Origin of the sequence: Streptomyces sp. CB01580 (assembly GCF_001905795.1) — a bacterium.
Classification (GTDB): Bacteria; Actinomycetota; Actinomycetes; order Streptomycetales; family Streptomycetaceae; genus Streptomyces.
This window is the reverse complement of sequence record NZ_LIXJ01000004.1, coordinates 361,020-382,102: the sequence shown is the minus strand read 5'-3', so window position 1 is coordinate 382,102 and position 21,083 is coordinate 361,020. Positions and strand designations below refer to the sequence as shown.

Below are 21,083 nucleotides of genomic sequence, written 5' to 3'. Positions count from 1 at the left end.
CCCGGAGGCTTGCGGAGCGGTGTCGGGCAGGTAGGTTGCGGGTCGTGAGTGAGAACAACACCGACGACAAGCTGCCCATCCGCATGTTGCACGACCGTGTGCTGGTCCGGTCCGATGCGCCGGAGGGCGAGCGGCGTTCGGGCGGCGGGATCCTGATTCCGGCGACGGCCGCGGTCGGCCGTCGGCTGGCCTGGGCCGTGGTGGTCGCCGTGGGCCAGAACGTGCGGACGGTGGAGCCGGGGGACCGGGTGCTGTTCGACCCCGAGGACCGTGCGGAGGTCGAGGTGCGCGGTGTGGCGTATGTACTGATGCGTGAGCGGGATCTGCACGCGGTGGCGGCGGACCGGTTCGAGGGTTCGGAGGATTCGACCGGGCTGTATCTGTAGTCCGATCCGTGGCCCGCAGTCCGATTCGCGGCCCGCGTCGTTCGTCCCGCGCTGTCCTGGCGCGCGGGGCGTGAGTGCTGTGTGCCGTGCAGGGGCTGGTGACCGGGGTCACCAGCCGCTTTGCGTGTGTTTTGCTACGGTGGAGCCCACCCGACGAGACGTGCGCCGTACCGGGATTCGCAAAGACGACGCACCTGATGGTTCGCGTTTTTCTGTCTCGTCGGAGGTGTCGTCATGGCGTGGGTTCTGCTGGTGCTCGCCGGTCTCCTGGAAGTGGGCTGGTCGATCGGTATGAAGTACACGGATGGGTTCACGCGGTTGTGGCCGAGTGTGTTCACCGGGTTCGGGATCGTGGCGAGCATGGTGCTGCTGTCCCATGCGGCGCGGACGCTGCCGATCGGTACGGCGTACGGGGTGTGGGTCGGCATCGGTGCGGCCGGTGCGGCGGTGCTCGGCATGGTGGTCCTGGGTGAGCCGGCGACCGCCGCCCGGATATTTTTCGTCTGTCTGCTGCTGGTGGCCGTCGTGGGGCTGAAGGCGACGTCCGGTCACTGACGCGGTGCCGTGCTGGTGTGCGGCGGGGGTGTGGCCCGGGGGGTGTGCGTGTCCGGGGGTGCGGGAGTGACCCCGGTGCTCGGGCGGGGTGCGTGCTCTGTGGCGCCTCCGGTTTTGTCGTCGGCGCCGTTCCCGCCCCCGCCCCCGTTGCCGGTCGCGTGCCCGGCCCCGGGGACCGGCGTCCCGCCGCCGGTGGGTGTGCCGCTTCCGGGCTTGTGCGGTTTGGCGGGCGGGGCGGATCCGCGGTGGGCCGGTGGGCCGTAGAGGTTCTCGTACGGTCTTCTGGTGCTGTGCCTTCCGTCGCCGTACCTTCCGTTGTCGTACCTCCCGTTGTCGTACCTTCCGTCGCCGTAGTGGTCCTCGATCTCCCACTCGGCGTAGTCGAGGTCTTCTTCGTCGAAGCCGTTTTCGAGGTGGAGGTCGAAGTTCTTGGCCGCGCTGTCGAGCAGCGCCGCGCCGGTGTACTGGCCCCAGATCCGGGCGGGTGGTCCGCCGCCGCTCATGCGGGAGAGCCCGAGTGCCCCGTAGAGCGATTTCTGCGCACCGGTCTTGGGGTCCTGGCCCATGACGGCGATGACGGTGGCGAGGTCGGGGGTGTAGCCGGCGAACCAGGCGGCCCGGTCCTCCTCGGCGGTGCCGGTCTTGCCCGCGGCGGGGCGGCCGGCGGACTGGGCGGCGGTTCCGGTGCCGTCCTTGACGACGCTCCGGAGCATCCAGGTGGTGGTGTCGGCGGCTTCGCGGGGCACGGCCTGTCCGGTGTTCGGGCCGGGCAGTGTCAGGTCTTCGCCGTCCTTGCTGACCTTGTCGACGAGGATGCGTGCGTGGTGCACGCCGTGGTTGGCGAGGGTGGCGTAGGCCTCGGTCATGTCGAGGACGCTGGCGGTGGCGACGCCGAGGGCGATGGATGGTGAAGCGGTGAGGTCGGGGGTGTTCTTGGGGATGCCGAGGGCGACTGCGGTCCGGCCGACCTTGGCGGGGTCGACGTCCTGGGCCATCTGGGCGTAGACGGCGTTGACGGACCGGTCGGTGGCGGTGCTCACGGTGATGCGGCCGTAGCTCCGGTCGTCCTCGTTGGCGGGGGCGTAGCCGGTGGGGCCGTTGCGTCCCTGGACCATGCGTTTGGTGGTGCCGTCGTAGATGGTGGCGGGGGTGATGCGGCGGCCGCCCTGGGTGATGGAGTCGTTGGCGACGGCGGAGGCGAAGACGAACGGCTTGAAGGTGGAGCCGACCTGGTAGTCGCGGCGGGTCGCGTTGTTCACGTACTGCTTGGTGTAGTCGAAGCCGCCGTACATGGCGAGGACCCGGCCGGTGGCGGGGTCGATGGAGGCGCCGCCGACGCGGACGTGGCGGTCGATGTCGCGTTGGGTGCTGGTCTGGGAGGTGACGTTGTCGTCGACGGCCTTGACGAGGGCGTTCTGCTTCTTCTTCTCCAGGGTGGTGGTGATCCGGTAGCCGCCGGTGGCCAGGGTGTTCTCGTCGATGACGCCGTGGGCGGTGAGGTAGTCGCCGATGGCCTGGACGATGTAGCCGCGCTGTCCGGAGAGTCCGGTGGGCGGCCTGACCTTGCCGGGTACGGGGAATTTCATGGCGGCCCGTTCGGCGGGGCTGATCCACTTCTCCTTGACCATGCCGTCGAGGACGTAGTGCCAGCGGGCGAGGACCGCGGTCCTGTTCTCGGGGTGGACGACGACGTCGTACGCGCTGGGGGCGTTGAGGAGGGATGCGAGGTAGGCGCCCTCGGCGGTGGTGATCCGGCCGATGTCCTTGCCGTAGTAGGCCAGGGCGGCGGCCTGGATGCCGTAGGCGTTGCGGCCGAAGTAACTGGTGTTGAGGTAGCCCTCGAGGATCTGGCTCTTGGGCTGTTCGCGATTGAGCTTGACCGCGATGAAGAGTTCCTTGACCTTGCGCGGGACGGTCCGTTCCTGGCCCAGGTAGTAGTTCTTGACGTACTGCTGGGTGATGGTCGATCCGCCCTGGGTGCCCTTGCCGGTGAGGGTGTTCCAGGCCGCGCGGGTCATGGCCTTGAGGTCGATGGCCCGTTCGGAGTAGAAGTCGCGGTCCTCCGCGGCGAGGACGGCGCGCTGGACGGTGAGCGGGACCTGGGAGAGTCTGACGTTCTCCCGGTTGATCTTGCCGGAGCGGGCGATGACGCTGCCGTCCCGGTAGAGGTAGACGTTGGACTGCGCGGTGGCGTTGGCGTTGGCGGCCGGGATGTCGACGAGTTCGTATCCGGCGATGAGGCCGCCGAGCAGGAGCAGGGCCATCAGGAGCAGGGCGCCGACGGCGGTGCGCAGGGCGCCGGCGATCCGGCGTCGGCCGGTCCGCCCCGGGTGTCCGTCCTCCTGCGGCTCGTCGGCGCCGTCGCTCTGCCGCGGCTCGTCGGTGCCACTGCCGTCGTTGTGCCGTGCGGGGTCGGCGTTGCCGGTGGTGTCGGTGATTCCGGCGGTGCCGGTGCTGCTGTCGGCGCGGGCGGACGGGGCCCCGGAGGGCTGGTTGCCGGGTTCGTGTCTTCCGCTCGGCTGCTGTGGCTCGTCGCTCATGTCGTGCAGACTCCTCGGCCGCGGTCACTTCCCCCATAGTGCACTTTTCTGTCTCATACGCACCGGATCGACCATCGAAAAGCGCTCGCGGCGACCGCCCACTTGGGGCTAATGTCATGCGCTTTGGTGCCTGACGGTGGCTCGGCACCCGGGTGACGGGAGCGATGGGTGCGGTTGTACGCGGTGGTGGCGGCGGGCGGCTTCCGGCGCTACGCCACCTATCGGACCGCCACGGCAGCGGGAGTGTTCACCAACACCGTCTTCGGTTTCATCATGACGTACACCTACGTGGCCCTGTGGGACGAGCGTCCGCAGCTCGGCGGTTACGACATGCCTCAGGCGCTCACCTACGTATGGCTGGGGCAGGCACTGCTGATGACCTGCGCCATGATGGGCGGCGGCTTCGAGGACGAACTGATCGAGCGCATCCGGACGGGTGATGTGGCGGTCGATCTCTACCGTCCCGTTGACCTCCAACTGTGGTGGCTGGCAGGTGACTTGGGGCGCGCGGCCTTCCATCTGCTGGGCCGTGGTGTGGCGCCGATGCTGTTGGGTTCGCTCGCCTTCGAACTCGCCCTGCCGACCTCGCCGGCGGTCTGGTCGGCCTTTCTCGTCTCGGTGACGCTCGGTGTCGTCGTCAGTTTCGCGATCCGCTATCTGGTGGCGCTCTCCGCGTTCTGGCTGCTGGACGGGGCGGGGGTGTCGCAGATGACGTCCCTGGCCGGGCTGTTCTTCTCCGGGATGCTGCTGCCGCTGACGCTGTTTCCCGGGGTGCTGGGCGAGGTGGCCCGGGTGTTGCCGTGGTCGTCGCTGCTTCAGGTGCCGGCCGATGTGTTCCTCGGCAAGTACACGGGGTGGGGGCTGGTGGAGGCGTACGCGTTCCAGGGCGGCTGGGCGCTGGCGCTGCTGCTGGCGGGACGGCTGCTGCAGTCGGTGGCGACGCGGAGGGTGGTGGTCCAGGGTGGCTGAGACGACAGGGAGGGCCGGGGCGGACCGGCCCGCGGTGGTGTTCGTCGAGCGGTCGCGGTTCGTCGAGGGGGTCCGGGCGTACGGGCTGATCGCGACGATGTGGCTGCGCTCGACCATGGCGTACCGGGCCTCGTTCGCGATGACGGCGTTCGGGAACTTCGCCGTGACGGCCTTCGACTTCGTCGCGATCATGCTGATGTTCTCGCACGTCGACGCGCTGGGCGGATACTCGCTGCCGGAGATCGCCCTGCTGTACGGGGCCTCGGGCACCGCGTTCGGTCTCGCCGACCTGGTCATGGGCTCGATGGACCGGCTGGGGCGGCGGGTGCGCGACGGCACGCTGGACACGTTGCTGGTGCGGCCGGTGCCGGTGCTGGCCCAGGTCGCGGCGGACCGGTTCGCGCTGCGCAGGCTGGGGCGCATCACGCAGGGCGTGCTGGTCCTGGGGTACGCGCTGGTGGTGCTGGACATCGAGTGGACACCGCTGAAGGTGGTGGTGGTCCCGCTGATGCTGCTGAGCGGTGCGGCGATCTTCGCGGCGGTGTTCGTGGTCGGGGCGGCGTTCCAGTTCGTCGCGCAGGACGCCTCCGAGGTGCAGAACTCCTTCACGTACGGCGGGAACACACTGCTCCAGTACCCGCCGTCGATCTTCGCGAAGGACCTGGTGCGCGGGGTGACGTTCGTGGTGCCGCTGGCGTTCGTGAACTGGCTGCCCGCGCTGTACGTGCTGGGCCGGGAGTACCCGCTGGGACTGCCGGAGTGGGTGGCGTTCCTGCCTCCGGCGGTGGCCGCCCTGTGCTGGGTGGGCGCGGGCCTGGCCTGGCGCAAGGGCCTGCGCGCGTACCGCAGCACGGGCAGCTGACCGGGATGCGCGACGGGGGCGGTGCGAGGGGCGGGCGGCGAAGGGGGCAGGAGGACGTAGGCCGAGAGGTGCGGGGCAGGAGCAAGTACTAAGTACGGGGCGGGCACGGGTACGGACGCGGGCGCAGCCGCGAGGGCCGGGGCCGGGACACGGACAGGAACAGGGGCATCGGAGATGGACGCAGAGGCGGAGGCGGAGGCCGGGGCGGGGATGGCGGCGGGGGAGGGCACCCGTACGGGGGAAAGGGGCCGTCCCGGTGGCACTGCCGGCGCCGGGACCGGTGCAGGAGTCGACGGGAAGGCCGGTGGAGGAGTGGGTGCGAAGGTTGGTGGGAAGGCCGCTGGGAAGGCCACCGCCGAGGTCGCCGGCAAGTCCGGCGCCGGGAGCGGTGGAGAGGCCGACTTCATCGTGCTCGACAACGTCGAGAAGGTCTTCGACGTGCGCCGCAGAAGCGGTTTCCTGCGGCGTGAGCGCCGTCAGGTGCGGGCGGTCGATTCGATCAGCTTCCGTGTCCCGCGCGGCGAGATGGTCGGTTACATCGGCCCGAACGGCGCCGGGAAGTCGACCACGATCAAGATGCTGACCGGCATCCTCACCCCGAGCGGCGGCCGGCTGCGGGTGGCGGGCATCGACCCGTCCAGGGAGCGCACGAGGCTGGCGCACCGGATCGGAGTGGTGTTCGGCCAGCGCACCACGCTGTGGTGGGACCTGCCGCTGCGCGACTCGTACCGGCTGATGCACCGGATGTACCGGATCCCGGACGCCCGCTACCGCGAGAACCTGGACCGGTGCGTCGAACTCCTCGATCTGGGTGAGTTGTTGGACGTTCCTGTGCGGCAGCTGTCGTTGGGGCAGCGGATGCGTGGCGACATCGCGGCGGCTCTGCTGCACGATCCCGAGGTGCTGTACCTGGACGAACCGACGATCGGCCTCGACGTCGTCTCCAAGTCCAAGGTGCGTGGCTTTCTGCGGGACCTGAACGCGGAACGCGGTACGACGGTCCTGCTGACCACGCACGATCTGACCGACATCGAGCAGCTCTGCAAGCGTGTGATGGTGATCGACCACGGTCGGCTGATGTATGACGGCGCGCTGGCCGGGCTGCACGAGGTGGGGGAGAGCGAGCGGATGCTGGTGGTCGACCTGGAGCGTGAACTCCCGCCCATCCGGCTGGAGTCGGCGCCCTTCGTGCGTACGGTGAAGGTGGAGGGGCCGCGTCAGTGGCTGTCCTTCCCGGCCTCGGAGTCGGCCGCGCCACTGGTCGCCCGGATCGCCGCGGACCATCCGCTGGTCGATCTCTCGGTGCGGGAGCCCGACATCGAGGCGGTGATCGCGAAGATGTACGCGTCGGCCGACGGCGTGCGGGCGCATGTGGATCGGTGACGGAACCACGCGGGGTTCAATAGGCTGCGCGGTATGACGAGTGAGCTTCCTGAAATGCGTGCCTCCGACGCCGAGCGTGAGCGCATCGCCGAGATCCTGCGCGAGGCGGTGGCCGAGGGCCGGCTGGAGATGGAGGAGTTCGAGCAGCGGCTCGACGCGACTTACAAGGCGCGTACGCATGGGGAGTTGGAACCGCTCGTACGGGATCTTCCGGCACCCGGCACCCATGGGCGCCCGGTGGGCCAGGCCCCTGCGACGACCGGTTCGGAGCTGCGTTGGGCGGACCGGATCGGCAAGCCGGCCACGTCGAGCGGAGGGTTCGCCCTCTGGGGCGGGTTCGGCCGCCGGGGCAACTGGACGGTGGGCCGGAAGTTCACCGGCTTCGCGATGTGGGGCGGCGGTGACATCGACCTGCGCGAGGCGAACTTCGAGGACCGCGAGGTGGTCATCCGCTGTTTCACGATCATGGGCGGCATCCATGTGACGGTTCCGCCGGAGCTGAACGTCGAGGTCAGAGGCATCGGCATCATGGGCGGCTTCGGGGAGAGCTCGAAGGACGAAGGCGTCCCGTCGCCGGACGCGCCTCGCGTGCGGATCACCGGGTTCGCGCTGATGGGCGGTGTCGGCGTGGAACGCAAGAGAAGCAAGGCGGAAAGAAAGCGGCTCAAGGAGGCGGAGCGGGAGCGGGAGCTGGGGCGCGGGCGCGGACGGCTGGAGAAGGGCGAGGGGCGGGACGGCCTTTAGACCTCCCTGGGTTTCTTCGAGTCCCTTCGATCCCGTTCGATCCTGTCAGGCCCTCCTCGGGTCGCGTCGAGCGCGTTGTGGCCGAGTCGTAGCCGCAGGAATGGGAAGGGACCGCCCCGGCCTCAGAACCGGCCGCCGACGGGCTGCTGTCGGTGCGGCAGCCCCGCCGGGCCGGTCGAGTCCGCCGGGCCGGTCGAGTCCGCCGGGTCCGTCGGGTCCGTCGGGTCCATGAGGCTCACCGGATCCACCGACGAGCCCAGGTGCCGGTAGCCCGCGTCGTTCAGGTGGAGGTGGTCGCCGGAGTCGTAGGCGGGCAGCAGCCGGGTCGGGTGGTGCGGGTCGCGGGCCACCGCGTCGAAGTCGATGACCGCGTCGAAGACCCCGCCCGCCCGGATCAGCTCGTTGACCCGTTCCCGTACGGCGTTCCGCGCGGGCGTCCACGTGCGGTACCCCTCGTACGGCATCAGCGTGGCTCCGACAACCCGTAGTCCGCGTGCGTGGGCGCGCAGGGTCAGGGAACGCAGAGCGTCCGCGATGCGTCGCGGGTCGGTCTCCTGCGGGTGTTTCTGCACGTCGTTGATGCCGAGGGCGATGACCACCGTCCGTATCCCGGCGATGTCCAGTGCGTCGCGGTCGAAGCGGGCGCTCGCCCGTATGCCGGTGCCGTCGCGCAGCACGCGGTTGCCCGCGATGCCCGCGTTGACCACCCCGTACCGGCCGCGCAGCCGGTCGGCGAGCACGTCGGGCCAGCGGCTGTTCGTGTCGAGTGCGGAGCCGGTGCCGGCGGTGAGGGAGTCGCCGATGACCGCGATGGTTCCGGTGGCGGTCGTGGCGCGTACGTCGACGGTGGTGAGGTAGCGCCAGTCGGTCGTGGGCCGGACGCCCGTCCCGTCCTCCACGTACGACGTCTGGTGACTGCGGGGGTGCGCGGTCACCGGGCCCGCGGCGGCGGGGGTGCGCAGGGTGACGACGAGGTCGGAGTCGGCGGCGACCGGGACGACGACCGGATCGCTGACGACCTGTCCGCCCGCGGCGATCGTCACGGCGGTGGCGCCGCGGAACGTCACGGGGCGGGCGTCGACCGCGGCGTGGTCCACGACCAGCGGACGCGTACCGAAGAGGTTGGACACGGTGATGCGCGCCGCGTCTCCGCCGATGCTGGTGTGCACGATGTTGTGGATGGTGCGGCGGACCGGGGCGCCGGCGGAGTACGTGTCGTCCACCCCGGCCGTGGGGGCCGCCGACCAGGTGGCGAGCCAGCGGCCGGTGGAACGGGTGGGCGCGGCCGGTACGGCCGAGGAGACGGGCGCGGAGGGTGCGGCCGACGGAACCGGTGCGGCAGGGGGAACGGATGCGGCGGGGGCGGGGATCACGGGCCCGGCGATCGGCCGCGGGTACGGATGCGTATCACCGGTCTCCGGGCCGGAACGCGGAACGGAACCGGCGGACGACGGGGATCCGGAGGACGGCAGGCGACCGGTGAGCGACGGGGAGCCGGGGAACAGCAGGGGACCGGCGGACGCCGCCCCGGCGGCGAGTGCGGCGGTGGCCGCCACGAGGGCGATGAGCGGGGCACGTCCCCGGAGCCTGGGCATGGACGGTGTTTCTCCTCGTACGTGTCGGGCTGGTCCCATGATGAAGCAGGCATCGGGAACTCCACGTGCGGCGTGGGAGTAGGACAGACAGGCACAATGCGTACGGACACCGGGGGGTGATGCGTATGCGGACAGGTGGAGCGATGGAACGGACCGACGGAACCGGCGGGGCGGACGGGACGGGAGGGACCGGCGGCCCCGGGGAACGGGGCGCGGGGCGTCCGGGGCGTGCCCCGGAGCGGGTGACGGGCGCGGCCCGTCCCCGGCCGGGGGGCCACCCGGCCCCGCTCGCCTCGTTCGCGTACACCGCGGCCGACGAGGAGAAGCGGCGCGGTGTGCGCCGGATGAAGGCCACGGCCACGGGCCTCCTGCTGCTGGTCGCGCTGGTGTACGTGCTCGCCACCTGGGCGCAGCACGCGGGGGTGAGCGGCTGGCCGGGCTATGTCGCCGCGGCCGCCGAGGCGGGGATGGTGGGCGCGCTGGCCGACTGGTTCGCCGTGACGGCGTTGTTCAAGCGTCCGATGGGCCTGCCGATCCCGCACACCGCGATCATCCCCACCAAGAAGGACCAGCTCGGGCAGTCTCTGGGGTCCTTCGTCGGCGAGAACTTCCTCTCCGGCGACGTGGTGCGCAGCCGTATACATGCTCTCGGCATCGGCGGCCGGCTCGGCGCCTGGCTGGCCGAGCCCGCCCACGCCGACCGGGTCACCGCCGAGCTGGCGACCGCGCTGCGCGGTGCGCTGACGGTGCTGCGCGACTCCGATGTGCAGGCCGTGGTGGGCGAGGCGATCACCCGGCGGGCGAACGCGGCGGAGATCGCGCCCGGGCTCGGCAAGATGCTGGAGAAGGTCGTCGCCGACGGTGGTCATCGCCGGGTGGTGGACCTGATCTGCGTACGGGCCCATGACTGGCTGGTGCTGCACGGCGACTCGGTGATGGAGGCGGTGCAGGGCGGGGCGCCGGGCTGGACCCCGCGGTTCGTCGACAAGCGGGTGGGGGAGCGGGTCTACAAGGAGCTGCTGCGTTTCGTCACGGAGATGCGGGACATGCCGGGGCATCCGGCGCGCGCCTCGATCGACACCTTCCTCACCGACTTCGCGGCCGACCTCCGGACGGACTCGGAAACCCGGGCGCGGGTGGAGCGGCTGAAGTCGGAGATCCTGGGGCGCAGCGAGGTGCAGGAGGTCATCGCGTCGGCCTGGGCGTCGGTCCGCGCGATGATCATCACCGCGGCGGACGACGAGCAGAGCGAACTGCGGTTGCGGGCCCGGGCCTCGCTGCTGACGTTCGGCGCGCGGCTGGCGACGGACGGGCGGATGCAGGCCAAGCTGGAGGGCTGGCTGGAGGACGCGGCGGTCTATGTGGTGACGACGTACCGCGCGGAGATCACCTCACTGATCAGTGACACGGTCGCGAGCTGGGACGCGGAGCAGACGTCGAAGAAGATCGAGGCGCACATCGGCCGTGACCTGCAGTTCATCCGCATCAACGGCACGGTGGTGGGTGCGCTGGCGGGGCTGCTGATCCATACGGTGACGAGGGTGCTGGGGGCCTAGTGCCGCTCCCGGCGGCTTCGTGGGCGGCGGTCGGTGGTCGGCGGCAGCGGACCACGACGGGCCCTGGACGCGGTCCCGGGGGTTGTGCGACGGGGCCGGGCGGGCCGGGTGCGCCGGTCGGCTCAGGCGGGCCGGGGCGGGTCGGCTGAAGCGGCCCGGCGGTGCCCGGCTCCCGGGGCGTACCGCTTCGGCGGCCCGGGGCGTACCGGTCGGGCGGCCGGGCCGTACCGCTTGCTCCCGGCCGACCCGTACCGCTCGCGGACCGCCCGGACCGCGTCGCTTCCGGACGGTTTCAGCCGGAGCAGCGGCAGCGAGTGACCGCCCACGACGCCGCGGCCATGCCGCCCGCCACGGCGAAGACGGACGGCCAGGCGCCGATCTTCTTGGCCAGCGGGTGCGAACCGGCGAACGCGGCGACATAGGCGGCGGTCAGTCCGGCGGCCGCGCGCGGCCCGGCCTGCCGGTTCCATTCGTACGCGGCGACGCTGCCCGCGGCGGCGAGCGCGACCCCGCCCAGCGGACGCTTCCCGGTCCACCGTGCGACCGCGTACCCGCCGATCAGCCCGCTCGCCGCCACCGCCGCTGCCGGAACCTTCGCCATCGCAGCCACCTTCGCCTTCTCATCCGTGTCGTCCGGGCCGTCGGCCCGGGACTTCGAGGCTAACGCGGTCCGAGGTCATCCGGTCGCCGAGGGGGTGCACAGGCGTTTACCCTGGGGGTGAACAAGTGTGCACCTCGTCATCTCGTGGGCTCCGCCCGAAGCCATGCCGCCGCCGACGCACCGTACGGAGAACCATGCCCGCGGACATACCCGCCCCGCCCCCGTCCGCCGTCGCCGCCCCGCATCCCCGGTTCGCCGTCGGCGTGCTGGCCTTCTGCGGTGTCGTGGTCGCGGTCATGCAGACGATCGTCGTACCGCTGCTGCCGCACATCCCCGAGCTCACGGGCGCCACGCCGGCCGCCGCGAGCTGGCTGGTCACCGTCACGCTGCTGACCGGCGCCGTCTTCACCCCCGTCCTGGGCCGGGTCGGCGACATGTACGGCAAGCGGCGGGTGCTCGTCGCCTCGCTCATGGTCCTGGTGCTGGGATCGGTGCTGTGCGCGGTCAGTTCCCACATCGGCGTACTGATCACCGGCCGCGCCCTGCAGGGTGCGGCGCTCGCCGTCGCCCCGCTGGGCATCAGCATCCTGCGCGACGAACTCCCGCCCGAGCGGGTGCTGTCCGCGGTGGCGCTGATGAGTTCGACGCTCGGCATCGGCGCGGCGGTCGGGCTGCCGGTCGCCGCGCTGGTCGTCGAGAGCTTCGACTGGCACACGATGTTCTGGGTCTCGGGGGCCATCGGCGTCATCGACATCCTGCTGGTGCTCCGTTACGTGCCCGAGTCCCCGCTCCGCACCCGCGGCCGGTTCGACGCCGTCGGCGGCCTGGGCCTGTCCGCCGCCCTGGTCTGTCTGCTGCTCGCCGTCACCCAGGGCGCCGACTGGGGCTGGACCTCGGCCCGGACCGTCGGTCTGCTGACGGCCGCCGTCGTGGTGGCCCTGGCGTGGGGCCGGTACGAGCTGCGTGTCCCGACGCCGATGGTCGACCTGCGGGTGTCCGCTCGTCCGGCCGTCCTGTTCACCAACGTCGCGGCCCTGCTGATCGGCTTCGCCTTCTACGCGAACTCCCTGGTCACCGCCCAGATGGTGCAGGAGCCGAAGGAGACGGGCTACGGGCTCGGCGCCTCGCTCGTCGTCAGCGGGCTGTGCCTGCTGCCGGGCGGCGTGATGATGGTGGCGCTCTCGCCGGTCTCGGCCCGGATCTCCGGGAAGTACGGGCCGAAGGTCAGTCTGGCCCTGGCGGGCGGGGTGATCGCGGCCGGTTACGTGGTGCGGTACTTCACCAGCCACAGTCTCTGGCTGATCATCGCCGGGGCGACGGTCGTCGCCTCGGGCACGGCCCTCGCGTACTCGGCACTGCCCGCGCTGGTCATGCGTGGTGTCCCGGTGAGCGAGACGGGCGCGGCCAATGGGCTCAACACCCTGATGCGGTCGATCGGGCAGGCGTGCTGCAGCGCGACGGTGGCCGCGGTCCTCTCCGGTCTCACGTTCCGGGTGGGCGGCCGGGCTGCCCCGACGCTCCACGCGTACCAGCTCGTCTTCCTCATCGCGGCGGGGGCGGCGCTCGCGGCACTGCTGGTCACCCTGTGCCTGCCGGGCGGCCGTGCACCCGCGACGGGTACCGTCGAGGAGAGCGGCGACACCCCGGCGGCCCGGACGGAGGGCAGGCGGTCGGCGCCGGTCCACGAGGTCCATGAGGTCCGTGAGGCCGAGGAGATCCAGGAGAACGCATGACCAGCGGCCAGGCCACCGCACCGTCCCCGGCCCCCGGCCCGGGAACGGGGCAGGGGCAGGGGCCTTGCACGGAGCCGGAATCGGCGCCGACTCCGGGACCGGAGTCGGGGTCGGAGCCGATCGTGGGCGCGGCCGGTCCGGGCACGACGCCCGCCGATCCGGGTGCGGCTCCCACGGGCCCCGGTGCTTCCTCCGCCGACCCGGACACGGTTCTCAAGGCCTCCGGCAGGTCCTCCGCCGATCCGGGCACCGGACGGGACGCGATCCTGCGCGCCGCCCGCCGGGCGTTCACCCAGCGCCCGTACGCCGATGTCACCATCAGGGGGATCGCCGCCGACGCCGGGGTGAGCCCGTCCCTGGTCGTGAAGCACTTCGGCCGCAAGGAAGAACTCTTCAACACCGTCGCCGACTTCGGCCCCGCGGCGGCGGAACTCCTCGCCGCGCCGCTCGGCACGCTGGGCCGCCACATGGTGCTGACCCTGGTGAGCCGCCGCCGGGAGAAGCAGTCCGACCCCCTGCTGCGCGTCGTCTTCTCGCTCGGCAACCGCGACGAACGCTCCCTGCTCCGCGACCGTTTCCACGAACAGGTCACCGACGCCCTGACCGCCCGCCTCCACGGCCCCGAGGCAGCGCTGCGCGCCGAACTGATCGCCGGCCACCTCCTCGGCCTCGGCGCCACCCTCAGCCTCCACCGCGACGGCGCGGGCGCCCGTGCCACGCCGGAGCACATCGCGGACCTGTACGCGCCCGCGCTCCAGGCGCTCATCACGGGACGAGCGGCCGACGGCACGGGCCCGGGAAGGTAGGGTCCGGGGACAACCGGATGAGGGGGCCTCGTGTTCATCCGTACGCGTGCCCGTGCCTGTGTCCGTGCCCGTGCCGCCACGACGGCCGTGACCGTCACCGCCGTGCTGCTCGGGACATTCCTGACCGGCTGCGCCGGGACGCGGACTTCGCAGGAGCCGACGGACGACGTCGCCGCCGCGTCACCGTCCGCGAGTGCCGCGGTGGCGGGAGGCACGGCCGCCGCCGCCGAATCGTCGAACGACGCCGTGGGCGGGGCGGGTCCGGGCGCGGGGGCCGCCGACGCGGCCGAGGCCGCAGGGGACAGGCCGGAGGCGGTACGCGACGCCTTCGCGGGCCTCCAGGCCACGCTGAACGACACCTGCACGCCCGGATCGTCGGGCTGTGCCTACTTCCTGGGCCGCGTCAACGACGAACTCGCGCGCCTGGGCAAGGCGATGAAGGCGGACTCGAAGGGCCCCGGCCACTTCAAGGAACCACTGGCGTGGATCGACGCCCTGCGCGGCGCGCTGAAGGGTGACGCCTCCACGGAGAACCTGGAGAAGCACCGCTCCGGACTGCTCGGCACCCGCGACCGCATCAACACCTGGATGCAGGGCCACCCGGAGGACCACCGCTGACATCCCCCGGCGTCCGTCGGCGGCACCCGGCCCGGACCCGGCCCAGACCCGGCCCGGACTCGGCCCGGACTCGGCCCGGACTCGGCCCGGACTCGGCCCGGACCCGGCCCGGACCCGGCCCGGACCCGGCCCGGACCCGGTCCTTGCCCGGCCCGAACCACGAACCGGAACCCGAAACCCGGACGCGGCCCCGACGCCCCTCGGGCGCTTCACCAGCCGTCGACTTCGGGCGGCCGGAAAGCGAGCACGCCGGAGATGGTCGAGAAGAACATGACGAAGACCGCGCAGACGATCTGCCAGACGAGGTGGAAGACGTCCGTGCCGGGCCTGGGGCCGAGGGCGGGAGGAACCTTGTGCTGCGGGTCGATGGTGATCAGATACCGCTGACCGACTTCCAACTCCTGTCCCACGGTGGACAGTTTGCGTTGACGCGGATTCCCCGGATAGGAAACGTCGTAGGTGTGCGTGGTCACGCCGTCCGGGTCGGTCAGGGAGGACACGTCCCGTATGACGCCGTAGACCTCCTGACCCCGGTCGTGCAGGGCGTTGGACGAGAGGTACTGCATGTGCTGGGCGCAGAAGAACATGCTCGCTATCGCGGCCAGCAGTCCCCACGAGGCGCCGACTCCGGTACCCGCGCGTGCGAGGCCCACGGCGCATCCCACAGCGATGCCGCACACCGGCAGCAGCAGCATCTTGACCAGGCTGTCCGTGGTGTGGAGGAAGCGGCCGAGCAGTGTGAACAACCACAGGGTGACCAGTCCGGCGGCGATCCCGAGCGTGATTCCCGCGCACATCCGACCGCTGGGAACCCTCACCCGGAGCTGTCGCATCGATACCCTCCCCGCATCCGCCGATCCGATCCGTTCCGATCCGGTTGGGCCAGGTCGGGTCCTGTCCTGTCCGGTCCGAGTACGTGGTCCGGACCCGGACCGTTCCGTACGGCCTTCCGTGACCCACGACCACGATGACCACGGACCATGGACTCACGACTTCTGCGGGGAGTCCAGGGCTTTCCACCGTGCCACGTGCTGCCCACACGTCACACACCGCGCTCGCCCTCGTCACGGACCCGGAGAACGGGCGTGACGAGGGCGAGCGCGGTGCAGGGTTCTCCCGGGACTTGCGGACTTCCGGCTTTTGAGGTTCCCGGATTTCCGAAGGCGCGCGGGAGAAGGACCGGTTGGTGAACCGGCCGACTGCTCAGTTGGCGGGAGCCTGGTAGAGGCCCCGGCCGGCGCGGCGGGCGCGGGAGGTGCCGACGAGCCGGTCGAGGGTGCTGCGCACGGTGTTGATGCTGCCGGGGGTGAGTTCACGCCCCAGGGCCTTCGTGACCTCGCGAGCGCNCGAGGACGGCGGCGCCTGGGCCTGGCTCCTCGTCGTCGGGTCGGCCGTGACCAGCCTGCTCACGCTGTACGTGGTGGCCAAGGTCTGGAACCTGGCGTAGGGTTCTCCCGGGACTTGCGGACTTCCGGCTTTTGAGGTTCCCGGATTTCCGAAGGCGCGCGGGAGAAGGACCGGTTGGTGAACCGGCCGACTGCTCAGTTGGCGGGAGCCTGGTAGAGGCCCCGGCCGGCGCGGCGGGCGCGGGAGGTGCCGACGAGCCGGTCGAGGGTGCTGCGCACGGTGTTGATGCTGCCGGGGGTGAGTTCACGCCCCAGGGCCTTCGTGACCTCGCGAGCGCGGACGGGGGTGTCGCCGAACGTGGCCAGCACCTTGATGGCCATCTCGGTGAGGCCGCCGTTGTCGTCGGCGGCCGGCGCGGGAGCCGCGGTCTTCTTCGACGCCTTGGCCCTGGTCGGCTTGGTGTCCTTGGTGTCCTTGGTGTCCTTCGCCGCCTTGGCGGCAACGGAGCCCTTGGCGGAAGCAGAACCCTTGGCAGAGGCGGAAACCTTGGCGGAAGCCGTCGTCTTGCTCGCTCCGACCGTCTTGGCCGCGGAAGCCGACTTGGCGGTCTTGGAACCCGCGGCCCTGGAACCGGTGGCCTTCTTGGCCGTCTGCGCGCGCTCGGTCTTCGGCTTGGCCGCAGCCTGCTTGCGCCCCTTGGACGCGGCTGCCTTACCGGCGGTGCGTCGCGCGGGTGCGGCAGACGGAGCCGCCTCCTGCTCCGGCGCGGATTCCGTACGCTCCTCCTCCGGAACCTCCGCCTGCACCTGCGACTCCTGCGAGTCCTGAGGATCCTGCGGGGCCTGTGCGGGGGCGACGGCGTCGACGGACTCCTGCGCCTGCTGCGGAATCAGAGGAGCGGCAGCGCTCGCCGGTGCCTTGTCGGCCCCGTCGGTCGCACCGACCTCGGCGACGTCCGTGGCTTCGGCGTTCTTCTGCTCCGAGGCGGTCGTGGTCTCGATCGCCCGCGGCGCCGCGTCCGAGGACGGGGCGGCGGTGGAGGACAGCGCGCGCAGCGCCGTCAGCGCGGTGCGCACCGACTCCAGCCGCTCGGTGACGGCGGCGAGTTCGTTCTGCAGGTTCTGCTGGTGCTGCTCCAGACGAGGAAGTTCCTCCTGCAACAGGGAAGTTGTGGCATCGATGGTGCCAAGTGTGCTGGTCTCGGGGGTCATGTTGTCGCCCTTCTCTCCCGGCCGACTGTTGGTGACTGATGTGGTGCAGCGTAAGGGGCGTTGTGTTGTGGCCGGAAATCGACGTTCGGTACAAACGGTCGGGCGCCCACCTTCGCGTTGACGGCCAGTCTCCTGAATTCCGCCGCCGTGCGCCCAGGAGCCGGCCAGGAGCCACTCGTTCGGCCGCATGGCGACCCCCGAGGCGGCGGCATACGGGGACCCTGGCGCACATGTCGTCACGCGAAGAGGTACGGGCCCGGAGCGAGGCTTCGTACCTCGCTCCGGGCCCGTACCGGGCGGGCGCTCCCCGCCCCGGTGTCTGCTGCCGACCCGTACCGCGTGCGTGTACCGCTCGCGCGTACCGCTGTCAGGTACGCCCGCGGTCAGTCGCCCTCCGTTCCGCCGCCGTCGTCGGCACCGCCGTCGTCCGTACCCTTGCCGTCCACACCGTCTCCGTCTCCGTCCGCACGGTTGCCGCGCGCGGCGGCCTCGACCATGTACGTCGTGGTGCTGGCACCGTCCAACGCCTCGCGGATGATGTCGGCGTGCCCGCAGTGGTGCGCGATCTCCCGGAAGACGTGCAGCAGCACATGCCGAACGGTCCAGGTGATCGGCCCCGGCGCCCACGGATACGACGGGAGCGTCAGGACCCGGTCGAGATCGGGCTCCTGCCGCACGGTGCGATCGAACTCCGCTGCCGTCGCGTGGAAGGCGTCGAGCAGCCCGGCCAGGGTCTCGTTCCCGGTCATGCGGTTGCGGTCGGGGTCCAGCTCGTCCTGACCGACCTCCGCGGGCGCCGTGCCGTCGATCACCGCGAGCCAGGTGCGCTGCATCTCGACGAGGTGCTTGACCAGACCGCCGAGCGTCAACTCGCTGACGGTGGTGGTGAGAGCGGCCTGTGGCTCCGTGATGCCCGTGAGCGTGTAGAGGAAGTTGCCGCGTTGATCCGCCACGATGGCCAGCAGGTCCTCCCGCTCCCCGTCGCGTACGTCCGCGCCACCCGTTGTCGTTCCCATGAGACATCGCCTTTCGGTCGGCTCCTGGCCGCCCACCCTAGGAGGTCTCGCGGGAGGCCGTGCGGACCTCTCCGAGCACCGGCCCGGCAGGGTCGGGCGGCGCGGGGGTACGCCGCGTACCGATCCGGTCCATGGCCAGCCGCAGCGCCATGACCAGCACGGCGGCGACCGCGAACGCGGCCCCGGCCCAGGTGAGCCGGCGGGTTCCGTAGCCGCTCATGACCCATCCGCCGACAGCGGTTCCGACGGTGATGCCCAGGTTCGAGAACGAGATGAAGAGGCTGTTGCCGAACTCCGGGGCGTCGGTGGCGTCGCGCCCCAGCCAGCTCTGACTCACCACGAGCCCGCCCGAATGCACCGCGCCCCAGACGAGCACGGCCACCACCATCGGAGCGAACGACGGACCGACCACGTACAGCAGCACGTACACGGCCAGACACAACACCGGATAGGCGACCGCGGTGCCTATGAGGCTGCGCCGCAGCAAGGCACCGAAGGCGAAGTTCCCGGCGATCATCACGATGCCGAACGCCATCAGCATGGCACTGACCCACGTGCCGTCCATGTGCGTGACCTGTCCGAGGTACTCGGCGAAGTAGCCGTAGACCGAGAACATCGCCGCGAAGACGAGTACGACGGACACGATCGTCAGCCACGTACGCGATCGCCCGAGGATGCCCAACTGGGACCCGTACGACATCCGTCGGCCGACGGGCATGGCCGGGACGAACCGCAGGATGCCGAGGAAGGCGGCCAGATTGACGAGCGCAGCGAACCAGAACGCCGACGCCAGGGACACGTGCTCGGCGAGATACGAACTCAGCGGCACCCCGAAGGCGAATCCGACGGTCACCCCGCCGAACACGGTCGTCGTGGCCCGGGTCGCGTCCTCGGCGGGCACCATCCGCGCGGCGGTGGCCAGCGCGACGGCGAAGAACACCGGGTGGAAGAGGGCGGGGACGATACGGAAGGCCAGCATCACCTCGTACTGCGAGGTGATCGCGTAGACGGCGTTCGACACGGCGAACACCGCGATCGCCGATGCCAGCACCTTCTTGCGGTCGACACCGGAGGCCAGCAGCGTCGTGAACGGCCCGGACACCGCGATGACCAGGGCGAACACCCCTACCAGCCATCCCGCCGCGGACGGCGCGACGCCGAGCTCGGCCGAGACCTGGGGGAGCACGCCGACCATGCCCATCTCGGTGGTGATGATCCCGAACACGCCCAGGGCGAGCACCAGGACGGTGAGGGAGGTTCTCTTCATCTCAACCCTTCATCAAATCTAGAAAAGTGGATATGTTCGACCATGCGGCAGCCGACGGTACGCACCGCCCCCGGCCGGGCCGGGAGCGAGGGGGCGGGAGCGAGGGGGTGCGGGGCCCTACAGGGCGTCCCGGACGTGCGTGGCGAACTCCGCGATCACAGCCTCGTTGCGCCGGTAGTACGTCCACTTGCCGATGCGCTCCGAGGCGAGCAGCCCCGCGTCCTTGAGCGTCTGCAGATAGCCGGACACGACGGACTGTGCCAGCCCGGAGCGCTTCTGGATGTCACCCACGCACACCCCGATGTGGAAGCCGAGCCCCTGCTGCCGGTAGGAGCCCTCGTCGAAGTACTTCTCCGGCTCCTTCAGCCACTGCATGAACTGCAGTCGAGCGGGGTTGGCGAGCGCCTTGTGCACGGCCAGGGGGTCCATCGCGTTCGCCTCTCCATGTGGCAGACGGTACGCATCTAACTTTCCCGATATGTGGGGGGCGAGTCAAACTGTCGGAATCGGCCAGGGGCTGGCCTGAATCGTTATGGGGAACTTATGGGGTGAGTTTCACTCTGTGTGACAGATGTGGCCATAAGGTCTTTGACGCGTGTGTGTTGCCGAAGGAAGGTGACGCAGTCCCCCCACGGTAGCCATCTCTTTCAACCGTTGGATTTCTCATGCGCACAGTTGCTTCCGCATGCACGCTTACGGCTGCCACCACGGCAGCCCTGCTGCTTGCCCCTACGGCATACGCCACCGCCCCCGGCGACAACGGCACCGTGAAGATCCACGATGCCGCGACCGGTGAGGAGCTCCGCAAGAACGAGCCTCACGTGTGCACCTTCTACCTCGACGCCTTCGGCTTCGACGCCGACCAGGACGTCGACTGGCGCATCGAGGCCTGGCCGCCCACCGCCAAGGTCAAGGGCGAGATCGTGAAGACCGGGTCCCTGGCGCTCGACGCCAAGGGCCACGGCCGTTCGCCGGACCAGTCCCTGCCCGACGGCCACTACAAGCTGTTCTGGAACTTCGACGGCGAGCACGGCAAGGCCAAGCACAAGGTCTTCTGGGTCGACTGCGAGGACAAGGGGAACCCCGGGGGCGGCGAGCCCGTCACCTCGCCCTCCCCGTCGGCGACCCCCGGCGAGCCGAGCCCCGAGGCTCCGTCCGAGTCGGCAGGCCCGTCCGAGTCGGCCAGTCCGTCCGAGTCGGACGGCCCGTCCACGCCCGCCCCGTCCGGCTCGACGCAGCCGACCGCGTCGCCCGCCACGTCCGCCCCTGAGGGGTCGACCGAGAAGCCCTCGTCCTCCCCGTCCGCCGGGGCCGAAGGCGACCTCGCCGAGACCGGCACCGGCGCGCCGGTCGGCCTGCTCGCCGCAGCGGCTGCCGCGCTCGTCGCAGCCGGCGGCTTCCTGGTGATCCGCCGCCGCAAGGCCCAGCAGCACTGACGCACCCGCGTGGCCCCGCGCCACGTGGCCGCTGAGCCTGTCTCTCACCCTCTGCCCGTGGTCGAACCTCTGGTCGGCCACGGGCTTTGAGGTTCGTGGTGGGTCTGTCCGGTCGTTGATGGACTACGTGCCCGGGTGCGGGACGGGCGTGTTGTGTCGCTATATGGCAAGGCGGGCGTTCAGCTTCGAGGGGAACCGGTTAGTCACTTGTCGAATTGCTGATGGCGTACAGCGGTGAGGAAATCTGTCCACGATGCGTTGCTGAACGTCAGTACTGGGCCGTCGGGAGCCTTTGAATCGCGGACCGCAGCCGCATGCCGGAGGTGGGCGGCCTCAACGCACTCGGTTGTGTTCGCTCCGCTGTATGACGACTTGAACCAGTGTGCCCGTTCGTGATCCATCACAGCTCCCCCAGGCTTGACTCAGGAGCGCGGCAGACAAGTTGATGTCACATGCCT

At 70.8% G+C, this 21,083-nt stretch carries 20 protein-coding genes and 1 riboswitch; of the genes, 11 read left to right on the top strand and 9 right to left on the bottom strand.

Annotated features, from left to right (window positions below; translation table 11 throughout):
* Positions 1-83: 83 nt before the first annotated feature.
* The gene (locus tag AMK22_RS09740) at positions 84-386 is read left to right on the top strand and encodes a GroES family chaperonin (protein WP_107430514.1); all 303 of its coding nucleotides are present in this window, start codon (positions 84-86) and stop codon (positions 384-386) included.
* A 128-nt stretch (positions 387-514) separates the two neighbouring features.
* Positions 515-581: riboswitch (guanidine-III (ykkC-III) riboswitch) on the top strand.
* Positions 582-620: 39 nt separating this feature from the next.
* Positions 621-941, top strand: a complete 321-nt coding sequence (locus tag AMK22_RS09735; protein ID WP_073783347.1) for a DMT family transporter — start codon at positions 621-623, stop codon at positions 939-941.
* Here AMK22_RS09735 and AMK22_RS09730 read toward each other — a convergent pair.
* Complete coding sequence (locus AMK22_RS09730) at positions 935-3,481, bottom strand: transglycosylase domain-containing protein (protein WP_079186020.1); 2,547 nt, start codon at positions 3,479-3,481, stop codon at positions 935-937. The genes AMK22_RS09735 and AMK22_RS09730 overlap by 7 nt on opposite strands.
* A gap of 168 nt (positions 3,482-3,649) precedes the next feature.
* Here AMK22_RS09730 and AMK22_RS09725 point away from each other — a divergent pair, with 168 nt between their 5' ends.
* The 4 genes from AMK22_RS09725 to AMK22_RS09710 all read left to right on the top strand — a co-directional run bounded on the left by AMK22_RS09725 (position 3,650) and on the right by AMK22_RS09710 (position 7,439).
* A complete protein-coding gene (locus tag AMK22_RS09725) occupies positions 3,650-4,450 on the top strand; it encodes an ABC transporter permease (protein ID WP_073783345.1) in 801 nt (266 codons plus the stop codon).
* Between the two features lie 34 nt (positions 4,451-4,484).
* Positions 4,485-5,312, top strand: a complete 828-nt coding sequence (locus AMK22_RS09720) for an ABC transporter permease (RefSeq protein WP_443333285.1) — start codon at positions 4,485-4,487, stop codon at positions 5,310-5,312.
* Positions 5,313-5,624: 312 nt separating this feature from the next.
* Positions 5,625-6,695 carry an ABC transporter ATP-binding protein gene (locus AMK22_RS09715; RefSeq protein ID WP_384412314.1) on the top strand — a complete coding sequence of 357 codons (1,071 nt, stop codon included), beginning with the start codon at positions 5,625-5,627 and terminating at the stop codon, positions 6,693-6,695.
* 54 nt (positions 6,696-6,749) lie between these two features.
* Positions 6,750-7,439 (top strand): DUF1707 SHOCT-like domain-containing protein, encoded by a 690-nt coding sequence (locus AMK22_RS09710; protein WP_073783341.1) that lies wholly within the window; start codon positions 6,750-6,752, stop codon positions 7,437-7,439.
* Positions 7,440-7,561: 122 nt separating this feature from the next.
* On the opposite strand, the gene AMK22_RS09705 is transcribed toward AMK22_RS09710, so the two are convergent.
* Positions 7,562-9,034: an SGNH/GDSL hydrolase family protein gene (locus tag AMK22_RS09705; protein WP_073783339.1), complete on the bottom strand. Its 1,473-nt coding sequence runs from the start codon at positions 9,032-9,034 to the stop codon at positions 7,562-7,564.
* A 143-nt stretch (positions 9,035-9,177) separates the two neighbouring features.
* Here AMK22_RS09705 and AMK22_RS09700 point away from each other — a divergent pair, with 143 nt between their 5' ends.
* A complete protein-coding gene (locus tag AMK22_RS09700; protein ID WP_073783337.1) occupies positions 9,178-10,590 on the top strand; it encodes a DUF445 domain-containing protein in 1,413 nt (470 codons plus the stop codon).
* A 292-nt stretch (positions 10,591-10,882) separates the two neighbouring features.
* Here AMK22_RS09700 and AMK22_RS09695 read toward each other — a convergent pair whose 3' ends face one another.
* Positions 10,883-11,191, bottom strand: a complete 309-nt coding sequence (locus AMK22_RS09695) for a hypothetical protein (protein ID WP_073783335.1) — start codon at positions 11,189-11,191, stop codon at positions 10,883-10,885.
* 194 nt (positions 11,192-11,385) lie between these two features.
* Between AMK22_RS09695 and AMK22_RS09690 the strand changes: the two genes are divergently transcribed.
* Genes AMK22_RS09690 through AMK22_RS09680 form a run of 3 tightly spaced genes read left to right on the top strand, consistent with a single transcriptional unit; the run spans position 11,386 to position 14,348 of the window.
* Positions 11,386-12,924 carry an MFS transporter gene (locus AMK22_RS09690; RefSeq protein ID WP_079186018.1) on the top strand — a complete coding sequence of 513 codons (1,539 nt, stop codon included), beginning with the start codon at positions 11,386-11,388 and terminating at the stop codon, positions 12,922-12,924.
* Positions 12,921-13,730 carry a TetR/AcrR family transcriptional regulator gene (locus AMK22_RS09685; RefSeq protein WP_242433896.1) on the top strand — a complete coding sequence of 270 codons (810 nt, stop codon included), beginning with the start codon at positions 12,921-12,923 and terminating at the stop codon, positions 13,728-13,730. The genes AMK22_RS09690 and AMK22_RS09685 overlap by 4 nt, the downstream gene beginning before the upstream one ends.
* Before the next feature lie 30 nt (positions 13,731-13,760).
* Positions 13,761-14,348, top strand: a complete 588-nt coding sequence (locus AMK22_RS09680; protein ID WP_073783333.1) for a hypothetical protein — start codon at positions 13,761-13,763, stop codon at positions 14,346-14,348.
* Positions 14,349-14,557: 209 nt separating this feature from the next.
* Here the strand turns inward: AMK22_RS09680 and AMK22_RS09675 are convergent, their stop codons facing one another.
* The 5 genes from AMK22_RS09675 to AMK22_RS09650 form a co-directional block, all read right to left on the bottom strand.
* Positions 14,558-15,181 carry a hypothetical protein gene (locus AMK22_RS09675; protein WP_143203536.1) on the bottom strand — a complete coding sequence of 208 codons (624 nt, stop codon included), beginning with the start codon at positions 15,179-15,181 and terminating at the stop codon, positions 14,558-14,560.
* A gap of 708 nt (positions 15,182-15,889) precedes the next feature.
* The gene (locus AMK22_RS09665) at positions 15,890-16,906 is read right to left on the bottom strand and encodes a hypothetical protein (RefSeq protein ID WP_073783327.1); all 1,017 of its coding nucleotides are present in this window, start codon (positions 16,904-16,906) and stop codon (positions 15,890-15,892) included.
* A 383-nt stretch (positions 16,907-17,289) separates the two neighbouring features.
* Positions 17,290-17,922 (bottom strand): DinB family protein, encoded by a 633-nt coding sequence (locus AMK22_RS09660; protein ID WP_079186016.1) that lies wholly within the window; start codon positions 17,920-17,922, stop codon positions 17,290-17,292.
* A 37-nt stretch (positions 17,923-17,959) separates the two neighbouring features.
* A complete protein-coding gene (locus AMK22_RS09655; protein WP_073783325.1) occupies positions 17,960-19,189 on the bottom strand; it encodes an MFS transporter in 1,230 nt (409 codons plus the stop codon).
* A gap of 117 nt (positions 19,190-19,306) precedes the next feature.
* Positions 19,307-19,618 (bottom strand): ArsR/SmtB family transcription factor, encoded by a 312-nt coding sequence (locus AMK22_RS09650; protein ID WP_073783323.1) that lies wholly within the window; start codon positions 19,616-19,618, stop codon positions 19,307-19,309.
* A gap of 236 nt (positions 19,619-19,854) precedes the next feature.
* Here AMK22_RS09650 and AMK22_RS09645 point away from each other — a divergent pair, with 236 nt between their 5' ends.
* On the top strand, positions 19,855-20,625 hold the full coding sequence (locus tag AMK22_RS09645) for an LPXTG cell wall anchor domain-containing protein (protein WP_073783321.1): 771 nt from the start codon (positions 19,855-19,857) through the stop codon (positions 20,623-20,625).
* Positions 20,626-20,828: 203 nt separating this feature from the next.
* Here the strand turns inward: AMK22_RS09645 and AMK22_RS09640 are convergent, their stop codons facing one another.
* Positions 20,829-21,026, bottom strand: a complete 198-nt coding sequence (locus AMK22_RS09640; RefSeq protein ID WP_073783319.1) for a DUF397 domain-containing protein — start codon at positions 21,024-21,026, stop codon at positions 20,829-20,831.
* Between the last annotated feature and the right edge of the window lie 57 nt (positions 21,027-21,083).